This is a genomic window from Paraglaciecola arctica, from assembly GCF_018861065.1.
Taxonomy (GTDB): domain Bacteria; phylum Pseudomonadota; class Gammaproteobacteria; order Enterobacterales; family Alteromonadaceae; genus Paraglaciecola; species Paraglaciecola arctica_B.
Map to the genome: position 1 here is coordinate 92,307 of NZ_JAHKQO010000034.1, position 20,995 is coordinate 113,301.

16 protein-coding genes and 1 pseudogene are annotated in these 20,995 nt (G+C 40.6%); 10 read left to right on the top strand and 7 right to left on the bottom strand.

Going from position 1 to position 20,995, the window contains the following annotated elements; all coding sequences use genetic code 11:
• The first annotated feature begins 52 nt into the window (after positions 1-52).
• From KO534_RS13205 to KO534_RS13220, 4 genes are read left to right on the top strand one after another with little or no spacing between them, the layout of a single operon-like run.
• Complete coding sequence (locus tag KO534_RS13205; RefSeq protein WP_215930134.1) at positions 53-3,742, top strand: ATP-binding protein; 3,690 nt, start codon at positions 53-55, stop codon at positions 3,740-3,742.
• Complete coding sequence (locus tag KO534_RS13210) at positions 3,739-4,362, top strand: hypothetical protein (RefSeq protein ID WP_215930135.1); 624 nt, start codon at positions 3,739-3,741, stop codon at positions 4,360-4,362. Before KO534_RS13205 ends, KO534_RS13210 begins: the two co-directional genes overlap by 4 nt.
• Complete coding sequence (locus KO534_RS13215; RefSeq protein ID WP_215930136.1) at positions 4,359-5,630, top strand: hypothetical protein; 1,272 nt, start codon at positions 4,359-4,361, stop codon at positions 5,628-5,630. Before KO534_RS13210 ends, KO534_RS13215 begins: the two co-directional genes overlap by 4 nt.
• Positions 5,631-5,638: 8 nt before the next feature.
• On the top strand, positions 5,639-6,523 hold the full coding sequence (locus tag KO534_RS13220) for a DUF7281 domain-containing protein (protein WP_215930137.1): 885 nt from the start codon (positions 5,639-5,641) through the stop codon (positions 6,521-6,523).
• 72 nt (positions 6,524-6,595) lie between these two features.
• Here KO534_RS13220 and KO534_RS13225 read toward each other — a convergent pair whose 3' ends face one another.
• The 5 genes from KO534_RS13225 to KO534_RS13245 form a co-directional block, all read right to left on the bottom strand.
• Entirely contained in the window at positions 6,596-7,153 is a 558-nt protein-coding gene (locus KO534_RS13225; protein WP_215930138.1) for an NAD/FAD-utilizing enzyme, read from the bottom strand.
• Positions 7,154-7,335: 182 nt separating this feature from the next.
• Complete coding sequence (locus tag KO534_RS13230) at positions 7,336-8,997, bottom strand: TIGR03016 family PEP-CTERM system-associated outer membrane protein (RefSeq protein WP_354667938.1); 1,662 nt, start codon at positions 8,995-8,997, stop codon at positions 7,336-7,338.
• A gap of 77 nt (positions 8,998-9,074) precedes the next feature.
• Complete coding sequence (locus KO534_RS13235; protein WP_215930140.1) at positions 9,075-10,031, bottom strand: XrtA-associated tyrosine autokinase; 957 nt, start codon at positions 10,029-10,031, stop codon at positions 9,075-9,077.
• The gene (locus KO534_RS13240; RefSeq protein WP_215930141.1) at positions 10,028-11,608 is read right to left on the bottom strand and encodes an XrtA system polysaccharide chain length determinant; all 1,581 of its coding nucleotides are present in this window, start codon (positions 11,606-11,608) and stop codon (positions 10,028-10,030) included. Before KO534_RS13240 ends, KO534_RS13235 begins: the two co-directional genes overlap by 4 nt.
• 27 nt (positions 11,609-11,635) lie before the next feature.
• Entirely contained in the window at positions 11,636-12,271 is a 636-nt protein-coding gene (locus KO534_RS13245) for an XrtA/PEP-CTERM system exopolysaccharide export protein (protein ID WP_215930142.1), read from the bottom strand.
• A gap of 160 nt (positions 12,272-12,431) precedes the next feature.
• On the opposite strand from KO534_RS13245, the gene KO534_RS13250 reads away from it, so the two are divergent.
• The 6 genes from KO534_RS13250 to KO534_RS13275 all read left to right on the top strand — a co-directional run bounded on the left by KO534_RS13250 (position 12,432) and on the right by KO534_RS13275 (position 19,806).
• Positions 12,432-13,844, top strand: coding sequence for a TIGR03013 family XrtA/PEP-CTERM system glycosyltransferase (locus KO534_RS13250; RefSeq protein ID WP_215930143.1), 1,413 nt, complete (start codon positions 12,432-12,434; stop codon positions 13,842-13,844).
• Positions 13,845-13,847: 3 nt separating this feature from the next.
• Positions 13,848-14,690 (top strand): XrtA system polysaccharide deacetylase, encoded by an 843-nt coding sequence (locus tag KO534_RS13255; RefSeq protein WP_215930144.1) that lies wholly within the window; start codon positions 13,848-13,850, stop codon positions 14,688-14,690.
• Between the two features lie 11 nt (positions 14,691-14,701).
• Positions 14,702-16,228: an exosortase A gene (gene xrtA / locus KO534_RS23745; RefSeq protein ID WP_354667939.1), complete on the top strand. Its 1,527-nt coding sequence runs from the start codon at positions 14,702-14,704 to the stop codon at positions 16,226-16,228.
• Positions 16,229-16,241: 13 nt separating this feature from the next.
• Complete coding sequence (locus KO534_RS13265) at positions 16,242-17,120, top strand: FkbM family methyltransferase (protein ID WP_215930145.1); 879 nt, start codon at positions 16,242-16,244, stop codon at positions 17,118-17,120.
• Positions 17,121-17,200: 80 nt separating this feature from the next.
• Entirely contained in the window at positions 17,201-18,355 is a 1,155-nt protein-coding gene (locus tag KO534_RS13270) for a glycosyltransferase family 4 protein (RefSeq protein WP_215930146.1), read from the top strand.
• On the top strand, positions 18,352-19,806 hold the full coding sequence (locus tag KO534_RS13275; protein WP_215930147.1) for an oligosaccharide flippase family protein: 1,455 nt from the start codon (positions 18,352-18,354) through the stop codon (positions 19,804-19,806). The genes KO534_RS13270 and KO534_RS13275 overlap by 4 nt, the downstream gene beginning before the upstream one ends.
• Here the strand turns inward: KO534_RS13275 and KO534_RS13280 are convergent.
• Positions 19,790-20,863, bottom strand: coding sequence for a right-handed parallel beta-helix repeat-containing protein (locus KO534_RS13280; RefSeq protein ID WP_215930148.1), 1,074 nt, complete (start codon positions 20,861-20,863; stop codon positions 19,790-19,792). The genes KO534_RS13275 and KO534_RS13280 overlap by 17 nt on opposite strands.
• A gap of 3 nt (positions 20,864-20,866) precedes the next feature.
• A pseudogene (locus KO534_RS23455) lies at positions 20,867-20,995 on the bottom strand (acyltransferase); the annotation flags it as partial.

The following is a 20,995-nucleotide window of genomic DNA, read 5'->3' on the forward strand; positions in this document are numbered from 1 at the left end:
CTACTTCTTGGTAAAATTCGGCGGTTATTACACCCTTGATTGAAGGAAATCTATGCCTGGGTTACACCGTATTATTTTAATTAATTGCCACCTTCCTGGTTTTGTCGAACTTGACGTATCTGGGCACAGTAATATCTGTGGTACCAACGCATCGGGTAAAACCACGTTGCAACGTTTGATCCCTGTCTTTTATGGTGAGTTACCCAGTAAAGTGGTACCTAAAACCCGTAAAAAGTTTGATGATTTTTATTTGCCCCATGCAAACAGTTATCTGATTTACGAATATCAACGTGAAGACGGGCAAGATTGCCAAGTAGTATTGACTCGAAAAGGTAGCGATGGGGTGCAATATCGCTTTGTTGAAGCCCCTTACCATCAAGAACAAATACTGGTGGATACAGAGGACGGTAACGTACAAGCTATGTCGCCGGACCAATGGATCAAACAGCTCAGGCAGTTAAGTATCGATTTTTCTCATAAGATTCAATCTACAAGTGAATTTCGTAGCATTGTTCAAAATGACGTCAGCGTAGGCCGTGGTACCGGTCGTGAAAGTACTAAACTTAGGCAGCTAGCGAGTCGGTATAGCTTGGTTGCTAGCCAACATCGAATCAGACACATGGAAAAGTTGGTCAGTGCAGTGCATGCCAAAGAAGGCAAAATGGACACTTTGCGGACTATGCTAGCGGCGATTTTTGAGGAGGATGGGTTAGTTCAACCCAGCACTACGGTTAAAAATACTAAGGCCCGTGAATGGATCACACAAATGCGCCAGACTATGCGCTTGCAGTCGATGCAAAACGAATATCAAAAAATTCAAGGGCAAACTGAAAAACTCAATGGTATTGAAAACCAACTACTGCAGCTCAAACCTATTTTGGAAAAAGATCTGCAATCACTGGCCACACAAAAAGCCGATGCTCAAGAACAACGTAGTAAAATTAAAGTCCAGCAAAGCACAGAAAAAGAAGCCTTCGAACAAGCTGAAGGTGTGTTAAATAGCCGTATTAGTGAAACGGCAGAAAACCTTAAAGCTAAATCGTCACGATTAGACCATATCCAACAGCAATATGAAAAATATCAAGATTCAGATATAGACCAGTTGCAAAAAGACATGGAGTCTTTGCCGCTAAAGCGTGAAGAATACGAACAAAAATTAGAACAATATAATTTGTTAATTGAGCAACACAAAGACTTACAAAGCCAGCTTGAGCAGCAAAAGTTCAAGTTGTCTGAGTCCTTAGAGCGTTTGTCTCGTAAAAATCAGGCACAAGTTAAAACGATTAGCCACCAAAAAGAAACGGTACGTAATATTCACAGTGAAAAAGAAGTGGATTTACGAGGACAGTTTGAACAGCGCAGGGAACAACAAGCTAAAGAGTTCGATCAGCAATTGCTGGAAATAGAACGTAGCATCGTGCGTCAGGAACATCAGGCCAAACAAGCATCGGCGACAGAGCAAGAAATAGAAAACGGCGCGTTGGCGGACAAACGTCTTGAACTCGCGCAGCGAGCATGGCAACAAAGTTCTGCCGCTAAAAAAGAGGGTGAAAATCGTTATCAACATCTTAGAGATAAGCGTGACGAGGCTGATAAGGTTTTACATCAGGCGCGACAAGCCGCACGACAAGCCAAAGAGCGTTTACAACAATTACATAAACAACTTTCACCGGAGCAAGATAGCTTAAGACAGTTTTTACGTGACCATAAACCTGGCTGGGAACAGAGTATTGGCAAACTAATCAATGAGCCTCTACTGAATAAAAAAGACTTAGCTCCACAAATTATTGCGGATCTCAGTGAAGAGCAAGCGCATAGCTTTTTAGGCGTAAAATTAAATTTAGCGGCCATTGACGCACCTGATTATGCCCAAGATGAAACCGCATTATCTGTGTCTTTAGAGCAAGCTAAAAAACATTTAGCAGCGGCCGAAAAGCAACAAAAACAAGCTGAGGCTGAATTAGACGAGTGTCATCGAGAAGCCGAATTGCAGCGAGAAGTGGTGGCTGAAAAGAACCGCGCTTTTGAGCAAGCAGAACAAGAGGTGGCATACGCTCAAAGTGCGAAACAACGTTTCGCTGAGGAACTAAAAGCGGAATTAGAAGAGCGTAAACAACAAGCTAAGCTCGCCTTGCAACAATACCTAGATGAAAAACAACAAATTTTAACCCAGAAACAAAGTGCCATTGATGTATTGAAATCAGACTTTGAAGAGCAACTATTAGAATTCAAGACCGGTTGGCAAGACGAACTGGCTATTTTAGATGAACAAATCGAAGAGTTGGAACGACAAGTTGATTACAAACGTCAGCAAAACCGCGAGCAGATTAAACAACTCGAAGATGCCTTTAATCAAGAGTTAGCTAATAAAGACATTGATCCCAATACCTTACGTGAGCTTAAGCATCAAATTGAGTCATTGAAAAATCATCTTCAAGTCGTTACCGCAAGGCGAGACGAACTAAACGAGTACAAAACCTTTATGCACACAGACTGGTCGAAACAACGACCAGAATTGCTGGAACAAGAGGCTGAGCTAAAGGCATTGACGCAGCAGTTAGAGCAACAGCAGAATACACTGCGGAATCAATACCAGAATCAACGCAGCGAATTATCTAAAGTGCTGCTGGAAGTGGATAAAAGTTTATCTAGCTGTAGTTCTTTAATGACAGAAATTGAGCCTATGGTACGCCAGCTTGGTCATATCGTATTTTCTTTTAAGGCAACAGATCAGCAAGACGTTAACTTGGGGGATCAGGCTGAGAGAATAAATCGTTGCAATGAAGCCTTGGAAAGTAGAAGCCGCGGCGAGAAGAAACTCAAAGAATCCTTAATCGAATTCGAAGCAGCGCTAGGCAAAGACGCAGGTAAAGACTTCTTGGATACTATGTTGCAAGCATTTGCGGTATTAGATGAAGAGGCCAATGTCCGTGAGCGTTTGCCGATTTTGCAGCGTTTATTGAGTATTTTAGAATCACGTCAGCGCCAAATTGTAGAACAAGGTGAAACTATAGGTGGCGATTTAAATAAGTTCTTTACTGTATTTAGTGACATCAACCGCAAAATCGCGCAACAGAGTAAACGTCTAACTGATGAAGTCTCAGATGATTTAAGCTTAGACGGAATTGCCCGTTCAGAAGTAAAAATTATCTCTACGGTCGACGAGTTAAATTTCTGGGCCCCGTTAAAACGTTTTGCGCAGCAATACAATAAATGGAACACCTCAGATGATTTCTTACCGAGTGAGGCCTATTTAGATAATTTAGCTGATGTTGTTGAAGTGTTACCCAACGATGCTAATTACAGTATCGAATCATTGCTGCGTTTAGAGCTTCATCTAAATGAAGGCGGTTCTGACTTAGTAATTAAAAATGACAGACAATTACTTGAATCATCGAGCCACGGTATGGCTTATCTGATTTTATGTAAGTTTTTGTTGGCCTTCACCCGTTTGCTGCGCAATCAAGCCAATATCCATGTACATTGGCCTATTGATGAGATTGGCACCTTGGCCTACCACAACGTCGAAAAACTATTTAAGGCTTGTGATACTAACCATATTCACATTTTGGGGGCTTTCCCAAATCCAGAATCAGACGTATTGATGTTATTTAAACATCGATACTTGATTGATAAACAAAAACAACACCTAGAAAAAATTGAGCCTAAACTCAGTCGCATTGCCGAGCGTTTGCAGCAAAATAAAACTCCAATCTCTGAATCATCACAGGTGACCTCATGATAGAAAATGGTCCATTATTAGAACGTTTATTGGAAGGCGAATATATTTGTTCCATTACCGACGAACATAGTTTTCATAAGCTGCAAAACGAAGAGTTGGTAGACGACTTAAATCACTTTTTACGACCTTTAAATAGAAGAGTCGCTAAAAATGATGATGGTTCGGTGTATTTTTTAGCTTATTGTGATTTAACCCAAAATGCTCGGCAACATCTAAGCCATCAATTTACGAGCACAGTGCAGTCTTTGTTACCCATGCTCGAATGGATGCAACTGGTGCAAGAAGCACTTGGTCGAGATGGAGCACTGAGTTTAGGGGACACAATTAAACTGCAAGACTTTGAATCTAAAGTGGTAGATAACCAATCTCTGATTCAGCGTTTGGCTCATTTGGCTAACGACAAGTTGTTTAAATCGACTAGTGACAAACCTGATATGCAGATCAAACAAGTTTTTAAACGCATCAAAGAGTTGGGATATTTGCACCAACCTCACAAAGACAGGTTATTTTATCAAGTCACTGGCAAAGTTGAACAACTTATTGAGTTAGTGCGGTTTATTAAAGATGAAGAGAACCTGCCCATCGACGAAGAGATCCCAGAGCAAGAGGTGATGTTTTGAGTCAAACGCCTAATCAAAAAAGCGGCGCCCAAAGTAATCCACTGTTTGCCTTAGGTAAAGAGCGCTTAGAGCTGATAGGTAAACATGCTGATGCCTTAATGCAAGGGTATTTAGATGGGCAAATTAACGAATCTGCGTTTTCGGAACAAGCACTTCAAAAACTGCTGGACAGCCGCGTGTTGGATTATCCAGATGAACAAAGGTTGCAATTGCGGCCTATAGTGAACGAGTTGATTGCTAGCTTGACTCAAGATGAGCGAAAGCGCCAAATTAACTCGGATGTGGGTGAACATCTTGACCAAATTCATACTCGGGTCCAGTCGCTACAAGCAGCCAGGCAAAAAGGCGATTACGCCGCCAGCGAACATCATTTACAACTGCTGACAGAGCGAGTAAATGACATGACTGGGCAGTTTGGTGATGCCATCGAAAGCTTGTGGCATAGACTCAATACTGAGTTTGGTTTTGTCAGTAGTTTAGATGACAAAATTTTAGAAATTGAACTTGCCCAGCGTCAACTTAGACGCATTCTTGATGGTTTTGGCATTATCAATTTTGACGACCTGATTCAATTAGCGGGTAGTGATGGTTCGCTGCGTAAGTTATTAGTGAGTCAACTGCAGGCGCGTATCTCTGAACATTCTGGCTCATTGCTGGAAGTGCAAAAACGCTTAGTATTATTGATGTCGCGCTTCCGTCAACAACAAGATAAAGCATTGCTCATTAATCGTATGAGCGCTTTTTTAAGGCAACATCCTAACTTTCAAGTGGGTGACTACCCAAATCGTAGCCAAGTGCCGGCAGTGGTTAATCAGGCACAGGGGATCAGTGCTCAGGCCTTTATTGCTTTAGATAGAGCTCAAGATAGTTATGCACTTGCAGAGTTGGCGAGGGCAGTACCACGAGAGTTAGAACAAGGCTCCAATTCTGAAAGACAAGACCAAGGTTTTTCTATGGCGCTGCAAAGCTTAGTCGCCACCGAGCAAAAACAACTCGCTAAAGATGTAGAAGACTTTTTTATTCATGTAATAGAAAGTCCGGAGGCACTTAGCGGTGTCGACTATTTAGCTGAAAAGGAACTATCTTGGGAGCCAGAAATGTGGTTATTCCAAATTGTGGCGGAGTATCAAGGTTTACCGGAACAAAATAAACAAAGTTTTATGCTGGAAAAAGACAGTGCCCCTAAAAGCCGTTTTAATCAGCTTTATATTATTCAAGATGTAACAGTTGGGATGCGGTTTTTTGGTGACTTTCAGGCCGCAGGCTAACGTCAGTTATGGCGGATGATCTCAGTTTAAAAGCAAAACGTTTGTTAGCGGCGCAGCATCATAAACTTTTGTTTGATGAAAAAGCGGTGGCGAATGCGAGTTGTGTTTTGCATGAAATTTTAGATTGGTGTGATAATTTGGAGTTTCAGCCTGGGAAATGGCTCAAATTAGATAAGCATTATAGGTTTGATATAGATTATATCGCGCAAATCAATCAAACCTTATTAGATGAAAAATACGCCAGTATATTTGATGATTTTAGCCAAGATACTCATAGAAGCGCGGCGCAAAGAAATCCAAACGAAAAACAAGGGCAACTTAAACCCACTCAGCACTTAGTACTCGCTGCAATCACAGACTTTGCCATGCTTGGGTTAGTGCAGCAAAACTTTTATTCGAGTCGACAAATTAATATCGAACTGGACGTGCGTCAATTGAAGTTAGCAGCTTTTGACTGCCTAGTTGTAGTTGAAAACCGTGATAGTTTTAACGATTGGTTCGAATTTAAACGCTACGTGAAATTACCTAAAACATTGGTGGTTTACCGTGGTGACCAGCATCACTCCAAGGCGTGTAAAACTTTAGTCAGGAATTGGTTAACTACTCAGAAGCATAAGCCCGCTATTTATTTTGGCGATTATGATTTGGCTGGTTTAAGGATAGCGACTAGCGCGGCTTACTCTCATTTACTGTTACCCGAATATGTTTGGTTAAGCCGGCAGTTAATTTCCCAACATTACCCTGATAATCAACAAAAGTATTTGGCTAGATTAGAGAAGGATTGTCCTATGGGGTGGCAATCGTTACTGCTCCTGCTACGAGAGAAACGTGCAGGATTAAGACAGCAAAAAATGTATCAAACACCTCTAGTTATCTATCCTGCAACAATTTGATAACGCTGAAAATGAAAAAAGCCAAAGTTAATACCAATGGCTTTTTGATAATTGCCTAAAGTGGACCGAAGGTTAGGGGAGTGCTTTCATCGCCTGATTAAACTTGTCTTGACCTTTAACGACCCAAGCCGGAGTGGCATCACCTGTGCCCGCATGGACTAGTGAATGATGACGCTCTGCTACTTCAGTTAAAATATCATATTGATTAGGATCTACATCTACAAAAAATACGTGTTTACCTTGTTTTAGTAAAGCTTGAAAACGTTTGAATTGATAATTGGGTATTTGGATCCCTACTAAACCTCCTTCCCAAGTACAAAAACCTAAAACTACTATGGCTAAAAATCCAGAGGGTAACCATCCTGCCGCAGTGGTGTGCCATTGCATCAAGTAAGTTATGCCAAGAATAAATACCGCGCCAATCACACCAACCACCGCTCCAAGTTGAGTAGAATGAACTACATCTTGCTTGAGGACGGCTTCGATGGCATGTAAATGGTGCTTTTCTACTTCTGCATCATTCTCGCTCAGTACATGGAGTTGCGGTGAACTGATTCCACTTTGTTCAAGCTCTTTTTCTACTGCTTTGAGGTCGTTTAAATCGTCACTAACATAATAATGTCTTTGCATAGCTATCTTCTCCTGACGCGTTAATCAATAGATTGTCGGTTAAAAATTAACCGCAAAAAGAGTATAGCACTGTTACAAAGATGTTAATTTTTACGTCGGTGGTTAAAGAATATTATGAGTGGCTGCTGAAAAACCGCTGCGAAAGAACTGTGGTGGTGTTTTGGGAGCTGAGTCAGCAGCCATCAGAACGTATAATTGAGTCCTAGAGTTAGGCGTTTATCACTGCCATTGCGGTCCGGGTCAACTGATTCCCTATCTAATAGCCTAAGACCTAGGTCTAATTTTAAATATCTAGACATGTTTCTAGTAAAATTCAAACTGTTAGTCACTATGGTATCAGCGTCCTCGAGTTCACTACGTTGATTTTCGGTTAACGTTGAGGCAAAGCTAAGATCGGATTTTCGGCCTAATGAATAATTCAAGTTAAAGCTAAGACTGCGGTTAGTGTTTATTCGATCAGACTCTAAATATTCAGTTTGACTATAATTAGCGTTGATAGAGAGTTTAACTTTGCGTTTGTCATAACCAATTGTGGCCGCGCCTGATTTACGAAACAATACTTCTTCAGTGATGTCGGTATCTATTTCGGTAGTGGCTCTAAACTCTTCACCGGCTTGTAATTGGTAATCTAGGCTATCCGGCTGAAAACAGTCTGCGAGATCGGTAGACCCAAATTGGCACACAAAAATGCCCGTTATTGATGTGGTAGACGCGCCAAGACGCGAATAACTGGTTACACTCTCGGAATAGGAAACCGAGGTCCTGAGTGATTTAAGGTTGTGGGAAAAGTTAAAGTTGTAGGCGTTACCATAAAAACGTTTACTGTAATCAAAATTAAGTGCTGTTCTAGAAGTAAATGCCCAATCAATATTAAGCCCTACAAAATTAGTACGTTTATCTGTTTCGTCAGATTGATTGTCGTCATTATCTTCTTCATTACCAGTTTCGAGTTGGTTGTCACCTTCCTCAAGTTGGTTATAAGTTAAAGTAATGTTGCGTTCGTTGCTAGGACTCCACTTTAAACCGGCTCCAACGCTCGAGGTGTCTAGGTTGCCGCGACTCGCGAACTCGGTCGCACCCGTATCGTATTCCGATAAATTACCTGTAAGAATAAAATCAAGCTTGTTAATGATAGGAAAACCAATTTCGCCTTGTACTATTGTAGATTTGAAATTTTGAGAATTGGTGCGACCCGTATCATTGTACTGTGCCGAAATATCAAAACTCATACTTCTTATATTTCTACCTTGATACAACCTAGCGGTAACACCCAAGTTGTCGTTGTCTAAACCTGAGGTACTTTCTTGGGATTGATCTGTTTTGGTTTGTGAATAGGTGCTTTGTAAGTTGAACCCTAAAAGTATTGGATTGGGAATAGAAAAGTCGAGTTGTGCACTATTATTTGAGGTTTTGGTTAACCCTTCTGGTGCTAAAATTTGATCGCTAAAATAGTTTTGCTGTTGTTGGACGTTTCGATAACTTTGGGCACCATTTAAGGTTAGCGACAATGCATTTTCAATGAGCTCTAAAGTACTGGTGTATCGTAAGTCTGTGTAATTTTGTGAATCACTTTCAGTTTCAATAACAGGGTCAGAGTCTTCATCTACATTGGTGTCATCAACAACGATATTTTCACTATTATTCCTCACTATAGAATGATTGGCGGTAATCGCAGCGGAAAATCGCCGACTCGAATAACTACCTACAATAGAAGGTTTGATGAGAATTGAATCACTTTGTGTGGACTCATTGTCGCCTATTTGAGTTTCGTAAATATAACCAGTTGTGTTTATTGTTGCCTTGATATCAACCTCTTGGCAAAAAACACTGAAAGGTATACTCACCAATAGCGCGGAGATATACGTGATTAGTGGTTTTTTTGGGGCCGATTGATGATGCTTAACTACAGGCCGCAATAACACTAATTGGCTCCTCCATAGTAATAACCATAACCACCACCTTCCAGGTTCACTTGTTCGGTTTTGTTGACAACGAAACCTATGGCCATTTCTGGATTTAGATGTTTAACCGCGTTTTCAACATCAAACAATTTAGTTTTAAACTCCTCGGTCACCACTAAGGCCTGTCCGGCGAGGTTAGCCAAAATTGCGGTTTCGTTAATACCTAAAAGTGGAGGGGTATCGACAATCACAATTCGGTCGGGGTAACGGTTGGCAAATTCTTCCACCGCGTCAAACATTCTTTCGCTGGCTAAAAGTTCAGCAGAAAGGTGATGAGATTTACCGGCAGAAATAATTCGTAAATTGTCTAAATTGGTTCTGCACATGACTTCGGAAATGTTCTCTTTGTCACCGAGCAGATATTCCATCAGGCCTTGTTCGTTTTTTAGCTCTAAAGTGCGCATGACATTGGGGCGTAATACGTCCGCATCCACAAGCAGCACAGTTTTATCTTGTTCTAAGGCGATACTTAAGGCTAAATTGATGGCTGTAAAGGTTTTACCTTCTCCCTGACGCGAACTGGTGACCATAATAACATTACTGTTATTCAACGACTTAGACAAAGGACCAAAGGCATTATCTAATAACTTACGTTTGATAACTCGGTACTCTTCGTTGATTACTTGTCGGTTTGAATCAGTGGACACAAACCCTTTTTTGGCCAACATATCTAGGTCAATTTCAATTTGTGTATTGGATACAATGCCGTCACTGACTGGAGTTTTAGCTCGCGTTACTTTTTGACTTGTTACTTGCTCTTGCGCTGTTTGCTCGGGAATTGTTTGAGCTTGTGCTTTCTCAATTGAACTCTCTGCTTGCACCGGCTCATTGGCAATGGGTGGTTGAACCCCTTGGTTTTTATTTTGCGCTTCTGCTTCTTTCTGCTGTTTTTGCAGTGCTTTTTCTATCGAGTTCAAGAGAATAACCTCGCATAAATATTAATCTGCATCATTTCCGCAGCCATGAGTACTGCATACATCCCAACGATGATACTGGAGGAAAGTAGAAATACCAGTAACCTTGTACGCTTGACTTTTAAAATGTGTTTTTTGTTTAAATGACTTACCGCGCCTAATACTGGATACGAAGTCAATGCCGTCAGTTGATTCGCTTTAATTAATACAGGGTTTAATTGGCTTATTAAAAACGCTAAACCCAAACCCGCCGCAAAGCCAACGGCTAATACAGCAGTATAATTCAATGGTCTGTTAGGAAAGGCGGCATTTTTCGGTGTTCTAGGGGCATCTAGGATCCTAAACTGAACACTTTCAGTCGAAACATCGGCTTTCCTCGCTAGTTCTGATGATTCTCTCCTATTGAGTAGTCCTTCGTATTTTCTTTTGGTGATATTATAATCCCTGTCTAATGCGGTGCGCTCTGCTTCCGCTTGGGGGACAAAATCAATCTTCTGTTTTAGGTCGTCGACTTTTGTCGCATAATTTGACTCTCTCACCCGCAGAGAGGCTAATTGCCCTTGTAGTCTGCTTATTTCTAAAGTGAGTTCGTTTGCGATTGAACCAACCTTTTCTGGGGTTGCAGTACCGCTATCAGCGGCTAAAAACTCTTCAATTTCTTGTTTTCTCGCTTCGTTTAATGAATCAAGTAAATTACTGGTTTCTATTACATCTGGGTGCAATTCGGTGTATTTAAGCATCAACTGATCTAAGGTCTGCTCTAAATTTTTGATGCGATTATCGTAACGAGTTGTAAAGGAAGAAGGGCCTTCAAAGTTACGAACTGCAGAATCCGCCGTTTTCGTTTGGCTGGCACTGACTTGTTTTGAAAGAGAGGCAATTTGTTGTTCGGTTTCTTTTATGGTGAGTCGTGTTTGTTCGAGTTGCGCGCTCAAGGTATTGTAGTTTGCGTAAAAACTGCCTTGGTTCGGCAATAAGGTATTATATTTTCTTTTGTAATTAACTAATCTTTGTTCCGCGTTTAATAACCTAGTTTCATACTCATCTATTTGTTCATCAATAAATTGATTCGCTGAGTCTGATTCTTTTCTATTATTGCCTTTGGTTCCTTCGACAAATAAATCAAGGGTTTCCTGAACCACGGTTCTTGCCATTTCAGGGTTTCTGTGGGTGTAAGAAATGGTATATAAATTTTCTCGTCCAGCTCTTCGCAAACGTATACTTCTGGATAATGAGGTGATCAGGTTTTCATATTGATCTTCGTTGGTGGTGGTGATGTCGAGGTCAGAGTTGCGAGCAATTATTTCTAAATTGGGTCTCGTCAATAGTGTTCTAACCATCATGGATACTTCTTCCTGAGGGTTAGATTGTAGCGCAAGACCTCTTAACATAGGGGCTAATACAGAACGTGTATCAACATAGACTCTTGCTGAAGATTGGTAAACGTCGGGTTGAGAAGCGACATAAAAAAATCCAATCGGACAAATAAGCCAACTGCATATCATGATATAGCGCTTTTTTACCCATACACCCTTGATATACCCAATAATTAAATCAAGGGTTTTTTGAAGATCTTGCATCTAAATATCCATTTTATTTCTTAACGACTAAAACCATGCTTCTGGAATAATAATGATATCACCTGGTAGCATATCAATATTTTCTTCTATTTCGCCGTTTTTGATTAAATCATCGATGCGTATCTCAAATGTTTTTTGTACGCCTGAAACCATTCTCACTAATTTAGCGTCGTTTCCAGAGGCATACTCAGTTAATCCTCCGACTGCTATCATTAGATCTAACAATGTCATTCTTTCAGTATAATTAACCGCTCTGGGATTAGAGGCTTCTCCAATCACGCGCACTTGCTCACTTAACGGGCCAGAAAAGTTTCTTACACTCACTGTTACTCTTGGGTTGTTGATATATTTTCCCAATTGTTCTTCAAGTTGTCTAGCTAGTGCAGTGGGAGTTTTGCCTGATACTTCGATATCTTCGACTAGTGAAGTCGTGACTTTGCCATCTGGACGTACAATAAAGGATCCAGAAATATCAGGGTTACGCCAAACAAATATACTTAGATTATCTCCAGGACCAATTATGTACTGGTAATCATCTACCGACGTTGTGATAGAATTATAGTTTGTTGCACTGGGTAACTTTCCGCTGTTACTGGAACAACCTACAGTGGTCAACATTAAAAAAAATATCAAATTTGACCATGCTATTTTGCTAGTCTTCATGTAAATTACCATCCATTAATATTTGCACCCATGGGCGCAATGTAGCAAGTTTTGGGCAGGCTAGACAACTATAATATGATGATTAAATTGAAAAAAATGGATTATAGATATGGTAAATCATGTGGATTCTTATTAAATCTGTTGCATAGGGTGTTTATAAATGAGCTTTGGTAATCGCAAAGAGGTTCGTCGCTCAAATATAATGATGTTGCTCGAAGCCATCATTATTGGTTATGTGGGTTACTTATCATCTGTTTTAGTTAAATATTTCTTTGGAACTTCTTTTTTTGATATTTCGATGAGTGACTTTGTCTCTCAAGTTGCACTCTTTACGATTTTAGTGGTGCTTGCGGCACTTTCTGTAGGATTGTATGAAAGTAAACTACGGGAAACTTTTAGAGGTGTTATTAGAAGAATTTTTGTCAGCGTAGCGATCAGTTATTTTGTAATCGAAGTTATCACTAATACTATCCTTACCAATATTGAGATTAGTCAATATTACCTGCCCACGTATGCTGGTCTGACTATTATCGCTTTAGTGGTGTTTCGTTACTTTATTAATCGTTTGGGAATTCTAGGGTTAGGACAATCGAAAATAATAGTGATTGGAGCGGGTGAAAGAGCTTCTATCATCGAAAAACGAATGCGCAGAGAAGTCGACAGGTTTGGTTTTGAGTTGCTCGGTTTTATCCCAATCCCAGGTGATAATAGAGAAGAAGGCATTCAGAATGAGAAACTCATACACGTAAAAATTGATGAAAACTTTAGAAATTTTATTGCCGACAACGATATCGATGAAGTGGTCATTGCCTGTGATCAAAGGCGAGGCACTTTACCCGTAGAAATTCTGTTCGACTGCCGACTTAGAGGGGTAGGGGTAACCGACTTACTTGACTTTATGGAGCGAGAAACCGGTCAGATTGTGGTTAATCTAATGTACCCGAGCTGGGTGATTTATTCGAACGGATTTAACTCACAAAACTATTTGCGAGATGCCCTTGATTACTCGATGAACTGTTTAATGGCAACAATAGTACTGCTGCTAGCGTGGCCATTCATGTTAATAACCGCGATTATTATATATTTTGAAGATGTAAAGAATGCCTCGGTTTTTTATAAACAAGAAAGAGTTGGGTTAAATGGGCGACTGTTTAATATCATTAAATTTCGAAGTATGCGCCTTGATGCTGAAAAAGACGGAGCTAAATGGGCGACCGAAAATGACTCCCGAGTGACCAAGGTCGGGCATTTTATTCGCAAGTTTAGAATTGATGAATTACCGCAATTATTGAATGTTTTTAGAGGAGAAATGTCTTTTATCGGCCCTCGACCTGAGCGGCCACAATTTGTTGAACAATTGATAAGAGAAATCCCTTATTACAACCAAAGGCATAATGTTAAACCTGGTTTGGCAGGTTGGGCGCAGCTTAATTATCCCTATGGCGCCAGTGTCGAAGACTCTATGGAGAAACTCAAATTCGACTTGTATTATGTGAAACATCAAAGTTTGATGCTAGATATTCTTATCTTAATAAGAACCGTCGAAGTCGTACTCTTCGGCAAAGGGAGATAGACGTTGCCTAATCCGGTATTAAACGCCATGACGGTAGACGTGGAAGATTTTTTTCACGTCTCAGCCTTTGATTCAATCATAGACCCATCCCAGTGGCATGAATACCAACCTCGAGTGGATGCCAATACCCGAAGGTTGTTGGATTTATTCGCCAAACATAATGTAAAGTCTACGTTTTTTGTGTTGGGCTGGGTGGCAGAACGTTATCCTGAATTAATTTCTGAGATTCACCGCCAAGGACACGAAGTTGCCAGTCATGGTTATGCTCATCGCAGAGCAACTGAGCAGAGCCGAGAAGTATTTTTTGATGATGTAAAACGGTCTAAAGATCATCTCGAAAACCTATTAGGAGAGCGCATTACAGGTTATCGCGCACCTAGTTTTTCAATAGGTTACGATAACGAATGGGCATTTGAAGTATTAGCTGAACTAGACTTTGGCTATAGCTCCAGTACTTACCCTGTTAAACACGACCTGTATGGTACCCCTGATTGGCCTAGGTTTGCCTACAAACGTAAAGAAGGCATTATCGAAATCCCTATTCCCACTTTAAAGTTGTTGGGTAAACAAACCCCAATTGGTGGTGGTGGCTATTTTAGACTTTACCCTTATTTTTTGAATAAATTTTTGTTATCTCGTTATCTTGAAAAAGAACAGCAACCTTATTCGTTTTATTTCCACCCATGGGAAATTGATCACCAACAGCCGCGACTGAGTCATGCCCCTATGAAGTCAAAATTTAGACATTATGTGAACTTAGAAAAAACTTACGGCAAACTTGAGCGTCTGCTAACAGACTTTTCTTGGGGCACAATGAAAGACGTATATAACATTCCCTCAAAATAAAAGGCGTTATAGTGAAGGACTACACAATAGATAGCTCAAACAAAACTACCATTTTCGATGTAAAGCCAGTGATAGGGTGCTTATTACTGATAGTGGCAACGTGGGTAGTGGTATTTTGGCAAGGAGTGACCACTGCTGTCGATATCTGGATTATTTCAGATATTTTTAATCATTGTTTGTTTGTGCTTCCTGGCGTTTTATATCTGATTTATTTAAAACGAACTGAGTTGGACATTACTGCTTTAAAGCCCAATTATTTTGTGTTGGTCTTATGTACTGGCAGTTTACTACTCTACGCCATTGGACTGGCCGGTGATGTACAACTCTTTATGCATGTGGCCACTTTTACCTTTTTACCCTTAAGCATTTGGGCATTTATTGGTAATAAGCTGGCATACAAAATTCTGTTTCCCTTGGTATTTATTTTATTTTGTATCCCTATTGGTGAAGAGCTTATTCCAGCGTTGCAAGAGGTCACAGCGGACTTAGCTATGGTAATGCTAGGGTGGAGCGGCATTCCTGTTTATAGAAGTGGTCTCTATATTGAAATTCCACAAGGACAGTTTTTAGTGGCTGAGGCCTGTTCTGGTATCAGCTTTTTTATTGCCTCTATAGTGATTGGTTCGCTATACGCTTACCTTAATATGCAATCAGCGAAACGTCGCATTGTGTTTATGCTTATATCTATACTTTTTCCTATTATCGCCAATGCTATAAGGGTGTTTGGTATTATATTAACCGGTTATCTTACTGATATGGAACATGCAGTTGGTGCCGACCATTTGGTATATGGTTGGATATTTTTCTCACTTGTTATTGTGTGTTTATTGGGTATAGGCGAACTCGTAAGAGACAAACAATTGGCCGCTAACATCAGTGAAGGTCAACCTAGGCCAACGACAGTCTTTAATGTAAAAACGTGCTATCAGTCATCCGTCAGTATGATGGCGCTCATGTTAATATTTTTCGTTTGGTTTAATTCAATTAATTCGCAATTAACTTTACCTGCCACCGAGCATAACTTAAGTGCCTCATTAGAAGCGGAACAAGAGGCATCCAATGCCCAAAATAGCAATGCTTGGACACCAGAATTCAACCAACCTTACCAAGAGTTTCAATTCGTCAGACAGTTGCATAATGTGCCCGTAGATATTTACATGGTGTGGTACCCCAAAGGGCAGGGTGAGCTCATCAGCTCGCTGAATAGACTCTATCCTGAAAAAGCTTGGACCCTTGAGTCTAAAAGTGCGTATTCAATAGATGATGGCCAAAGTATGGAGGTGTCAACTATCGTTAATCCTCGAGGTAAACGTTTATTGAGTTATTGGTATGTGGTCGATGGTAAAATGTTTACCAATAATAGGATGGCTAAGTTGTACGAGATATACAGAATTCTTATCGGTAGATACGTGGGCAGTGGTTTGGTGGCAATCTCACAGGTAACAAGAAATACAACCGAATCACAAGACAAAGTGACATTTGCTGCGTTAACTCGAGATAACTTTTCAGAGTTGAATCAATATTTTATGTTTGAATAGTTAGATTGAATTCATGCTGTTAAGTAAATATTTTCCCTCCTGGATCAACGCGATATTGGTGTTTTTACAAAAGGTAGAGTGGCGTGGCAAACACCGGTTTTACCTGTGGATGTCTAAGCGTTATGGCAATAAAGTGATTACTCATACTATTGACTGTAGGCCTTTTAGTGTTCCAGTGGGGGAATGGTGTTTTTGGTTAGAAAAAGGTCCAGAAAACTATTACTTAAAGGAGTTTTTGCCTTTTTGTGAGGTGTTAAACCAACTAGACACACCTTTTACTTTGTTTGATTTAGGTGCGGATATTGGGACAGTGTCCTCGTTAGTGGCAGTGCACTGCAAGCAACTCAAGAATATCGTGGCATTTGAACCTAATCCTAAATCTTTCGAAATACTGAGTGCCAATCTACATAATCTTGCGCAACCAGTAAAATGTGTTAAATCCGCCGTATCTAACTTTGACGGTTTCGCTACTTTTCATGCTGATCCAGAGCGGTTAAATGACCACGAAGGTTATATTGTTAATAGCGGAGAAGGCGATACTATCGTGACTTCTCTAGATAATTGGCGGGCTAAACAAATTCTTGCAGATGATGTTTCGTTAGAAGAGACCTTGGCATTAAAAATAGATGTAGAAGGCCAAGAAATCCAACTATTAAAAGGTGCCAAAGCGCTTATAGAAAGCGCCCATAGAGTGATTGTATTGATTGAAGTACATCCAGAAGTGCTGAACCGAACGCAGCACGCGCCAGAGGATTTATTTGCCACTGCCGAGCAATACCGAGAATTTGATTGGATTGTCCCCCTTCTGCAAAATAAGCAAGTGAACCGTAAATTTAGTTTGTTTGAACAAGTGCCTTTAGGACAATATGACATTATTGGTATTTCTCGTTAGCACGCATTTAAAGCGTCTTATAGCGGGAACGCCATTGTTTGAAATACGCGTAGTGAAAAGGTTAATAATCTAGGTCAACCATGAATAAAAAAGTGTTAGTGCTAACTGAAAACTTCCCGCCTATCTCTGGAGGGAGTGGTCGCTGGTTCTGGGAGCTTTATTCGCGATTACCTAAAGACGAATACTTAATTTTGGCTGATGATGTGCAGGGAGCTGCAGAGTTCGATGACACCCACCAATTAAATATTACTCGTATGCCGCTTAAATCAGCGGAATGGGGATTAAAGAGCTTTAAAGGCATTAAGTTTTACTGGCGACTAATCAAGCGCATTAGAAAAATAATTAAACAACAACACATCACCCATATTCATTGTGGTCGGGTTATCCATGAGGGGGTGACTGCATGGTTACTCAAGTTGCTAACTGGCACGCCTTATTTGTGTTATGTGCACGGTGAAGACGTAGAAACTGCGGCCACAAGTGGCGAACATAACCTTATGGTTAAGCAGGTTTGTAAACATGCTGAACGACTTATTTGTAACAGCCAGAATAGCGCTAATATTGTAAAGCGTTTGAAGTACGCCAAAGATGACAAAATAGACGTTTTACATCCGGGAGTGGATGCGACTTTGTTTGTGCCTATAACAGAAGATAAAGACTTTAAACAACAAATGGGCTGGCAAGGTCGTAAGGTGATTATTACCGTAGGCAGGTTACAAGAACGCAAGGGGCAGGACATGATGATCCGCGCCACTGCTTTGTTAAAACAACAATTCCCTGAAGTACTCTACGCCATTATTGGACGTGGTGACCGGTTAGAAAGTCTAAAGGCCTTAGCTGCAGAGTTAGGCATTAATGACCATGTTCAATTTTTAACTGAAGTGACCGATCCGCAAATGATCCAATGTTATCAACAATGTGATGTGTTTATTTTACCTAACCGCACTATTGGTAATGATATTGAGGGATTTGGCATGGTGTTGGTTGAAGCTCAGGCTTGCGGCAAACCTGTTATAGCTGGTGACTCTGGCGGTACCAGAGAAACCATGGTTATCAATGAAAGTGGTTTTGTGATTGACTGCACCGATGTGGAGTTAATCTCCAGCACGGTCACTAGGCTTTTAGTCGACCCAGAGCACAGCGCGCAAATGGGTAAGATTGGCCGTAAACATGTTGAGTCTGAACTGGATTGGCAAGCACATGTGCAAAAGGCCAGTTTGCTGTTTAGCCAGTGATTGCGGCGAAAGGATTATTAGCCAGCGCTGCTTTCTCTAGTGGTGCTAAGTTTTTAAGTCGCCTTATCGGGCTGGTCAGTACCCTTATTCTTGCGCGAATACTTACCCCAACCGATTTTGCGATGATCGCTATTATCGCCATTGTGCTGCATCTATTTGATATTTTGTCCCATACGGGATCAGAGCAATACATAGTTCAAAAATCAGAAGTGTTAGCGGATGATTTGAATACAGCTTGGACCTTAGACGTAGTTTTAAAGTCGTTGATGTGTTGTGTCTTGATGGCTCTGGCTCCCTTTATCGCTGATTTTTTTGAGCAGCCGCATCTCAGGTTTGCGATTCAAATTGCGTCAATCACACTGATTATTAATGCCCTTAAAAATCCAGGCTTGTTGTTATTAAAAAGAGCTCTTGATTACAAAAGTGTGTTTTACCTGTCATTGGTGCAAAAAATCGCAAGTTTTATCACTGTTATCTGCATCGCACTGGTTTGGCAGAGTTACTGGGCATTTGTGATTGCTGATTTAGTAGCGGCGGTTGTTTTTACCTTAGGGGCCTATAAAATTCAGCCATTTCGGCCCGCTTTTAGTTTACTTAAAGTCAGTGAGCAATGGCTGTTTTCTAAATGGCTGTTAGGCAAAAGTATTATAGGTTATTTACGCTCGCAGATAGACACAGTGCTTGTGGCTAAGTTTTTTAGTCCCACCCAGTTAGGTAACTACCACATGGCAAGAGATGTGGCTATGTTACCTGGTTACAACATTTTAGGACCCGCCATAGAGCCCCTTTTAGCTGATTTTAAAGACCATAAACAAGACCCAATCAAACTCGGTGGCCGCGTTAGTAAAGTGTTATGTATCGTGTCTTTGATTGTGGTGCCCATCACTACTTATATGGCATTTTACCCAGCGCTGATTGTTGATGTATTACTTGGCTCTCAATGGGTAATTGCAGGTGAAATCCTTGGAGTCATGTCGTTATTGTTTTTTTACTACTGCTTTTTGCTGGTCATCGAAAGTGCGTTAACAGCTGTGGGTAAAGTCAAAGCTATCTTTATGTTTGATACAGCCAGTTTGCTGGTGATAGTGGTTACTTTATTGGCTTATTTGCAGATGTATGATGATCTTACTAATTTGTTATGGTTACGGGTCTCTATTGGCGTGATTTCAACCTTAGTGATTGGCATTGGTTTACATATGATTGTGCCACTAAAGTGGATGCAAATCGCTGGCGCTTTGATTTTAGCAGTTGCACTGTCAGCTATAGCTATCACCCTAATAGATTGGTTAACTACACAAGTTGAACTAGGGAAAATTACGCTGTTTTTATTATCAGGAGTATTATTTTGTGGTGCTTACGCCACTATGCTGATTATTTTGGTACCACGGATAATGGGCACAACTGTTAGCAAGTTATTAGCTGACTACCGCCAAGTTAAAGGCGCTCAATAAGATATTCGAGGTTTTGTTTTACCTTACTGAATACGTTTGCTTGTTGATTACCTGACAATTCCGCTTGACCACCGTCTCTGGAAACAATGGATTTATTGGTTACATTATCTTTAATTGCCACATTTTTAGTGGCCGCAAAACGGTACTCTATGGCATTAGGGTAGGTCCCATCGATAATGATTTTGTTGTTAATAATATCAATATTGGGACTGGCTTCTAATATGATGCCTACGTCGCTAAATTGATGTGACGTATTGGTATTGAAAATACTGTTATTAGCGATTAAACCGCCAACGGTCTGATTTTTTATATCATCACCTAAGCCAAACCCTATGCCTCGGTCACAGTTCTCAATAGTGTTGTTGAGTACAGTAATATTGGCGCTCTTTCGCCAAAAATGAATGGCGTGTTCCGCTACATGCTGGGAAGGGCTGGCGATATTTTTAAAAGTATTTCCCACTATTGTCCAATTTCTCGAACTATGAGCATCAATACCGCCAATATAATACTGCGGCCCCACGCCAGCGGTATATTCAAATACACAGTTTTTTATATTGCCATAGTCTGCAAATGTTTTGCTAGAAGGCGAAGAGGACACTTTCAAAAGTTGTTCGTAGGAATCACGCAAAACACAATTACTCAGACTAAAGTTATCGGCGTTTTTTTCGGCCCGCACTTGAATTAAATGATTAGCAGATTGTTGTAAAGTGAAACCAGACAAACTGATGTGTGAGCCACTGACATCAATGAGTATTTCTGCAGAGGGGCTTTTTTTCATACCTTGGCCTGACAATACAACTAGACTCGGATCACCCGATAGGGATGTTAAGTTGATATGTGACCCCGAAAAACTTAACCTTTGCTTGATATTATAATGGCCGTTTGCCAGCACAATACGTGTAGCTCCCTTTGATTGGTTAGCTTGGTGAACTGCCTTGTAAAGCTGCGCTTCATTATTAGCGTTAATAATTTGCAAAGTAGGCGCCGCTGCAACTAAACCTGAAGCCAAACAATAAAAAAGTATTAGGCCAATAATTTTATTTTGGTGATGACTCATAAGTTAGTCCAACCTACTTTTGATCACTTTTGCGGGATTACCGGCAATAATGGAATGGGCCGGCATATCATTGATTACCACTGAACCTGCACCCACAATACAGCCATCACCAATATTAGCCATGATCATGGC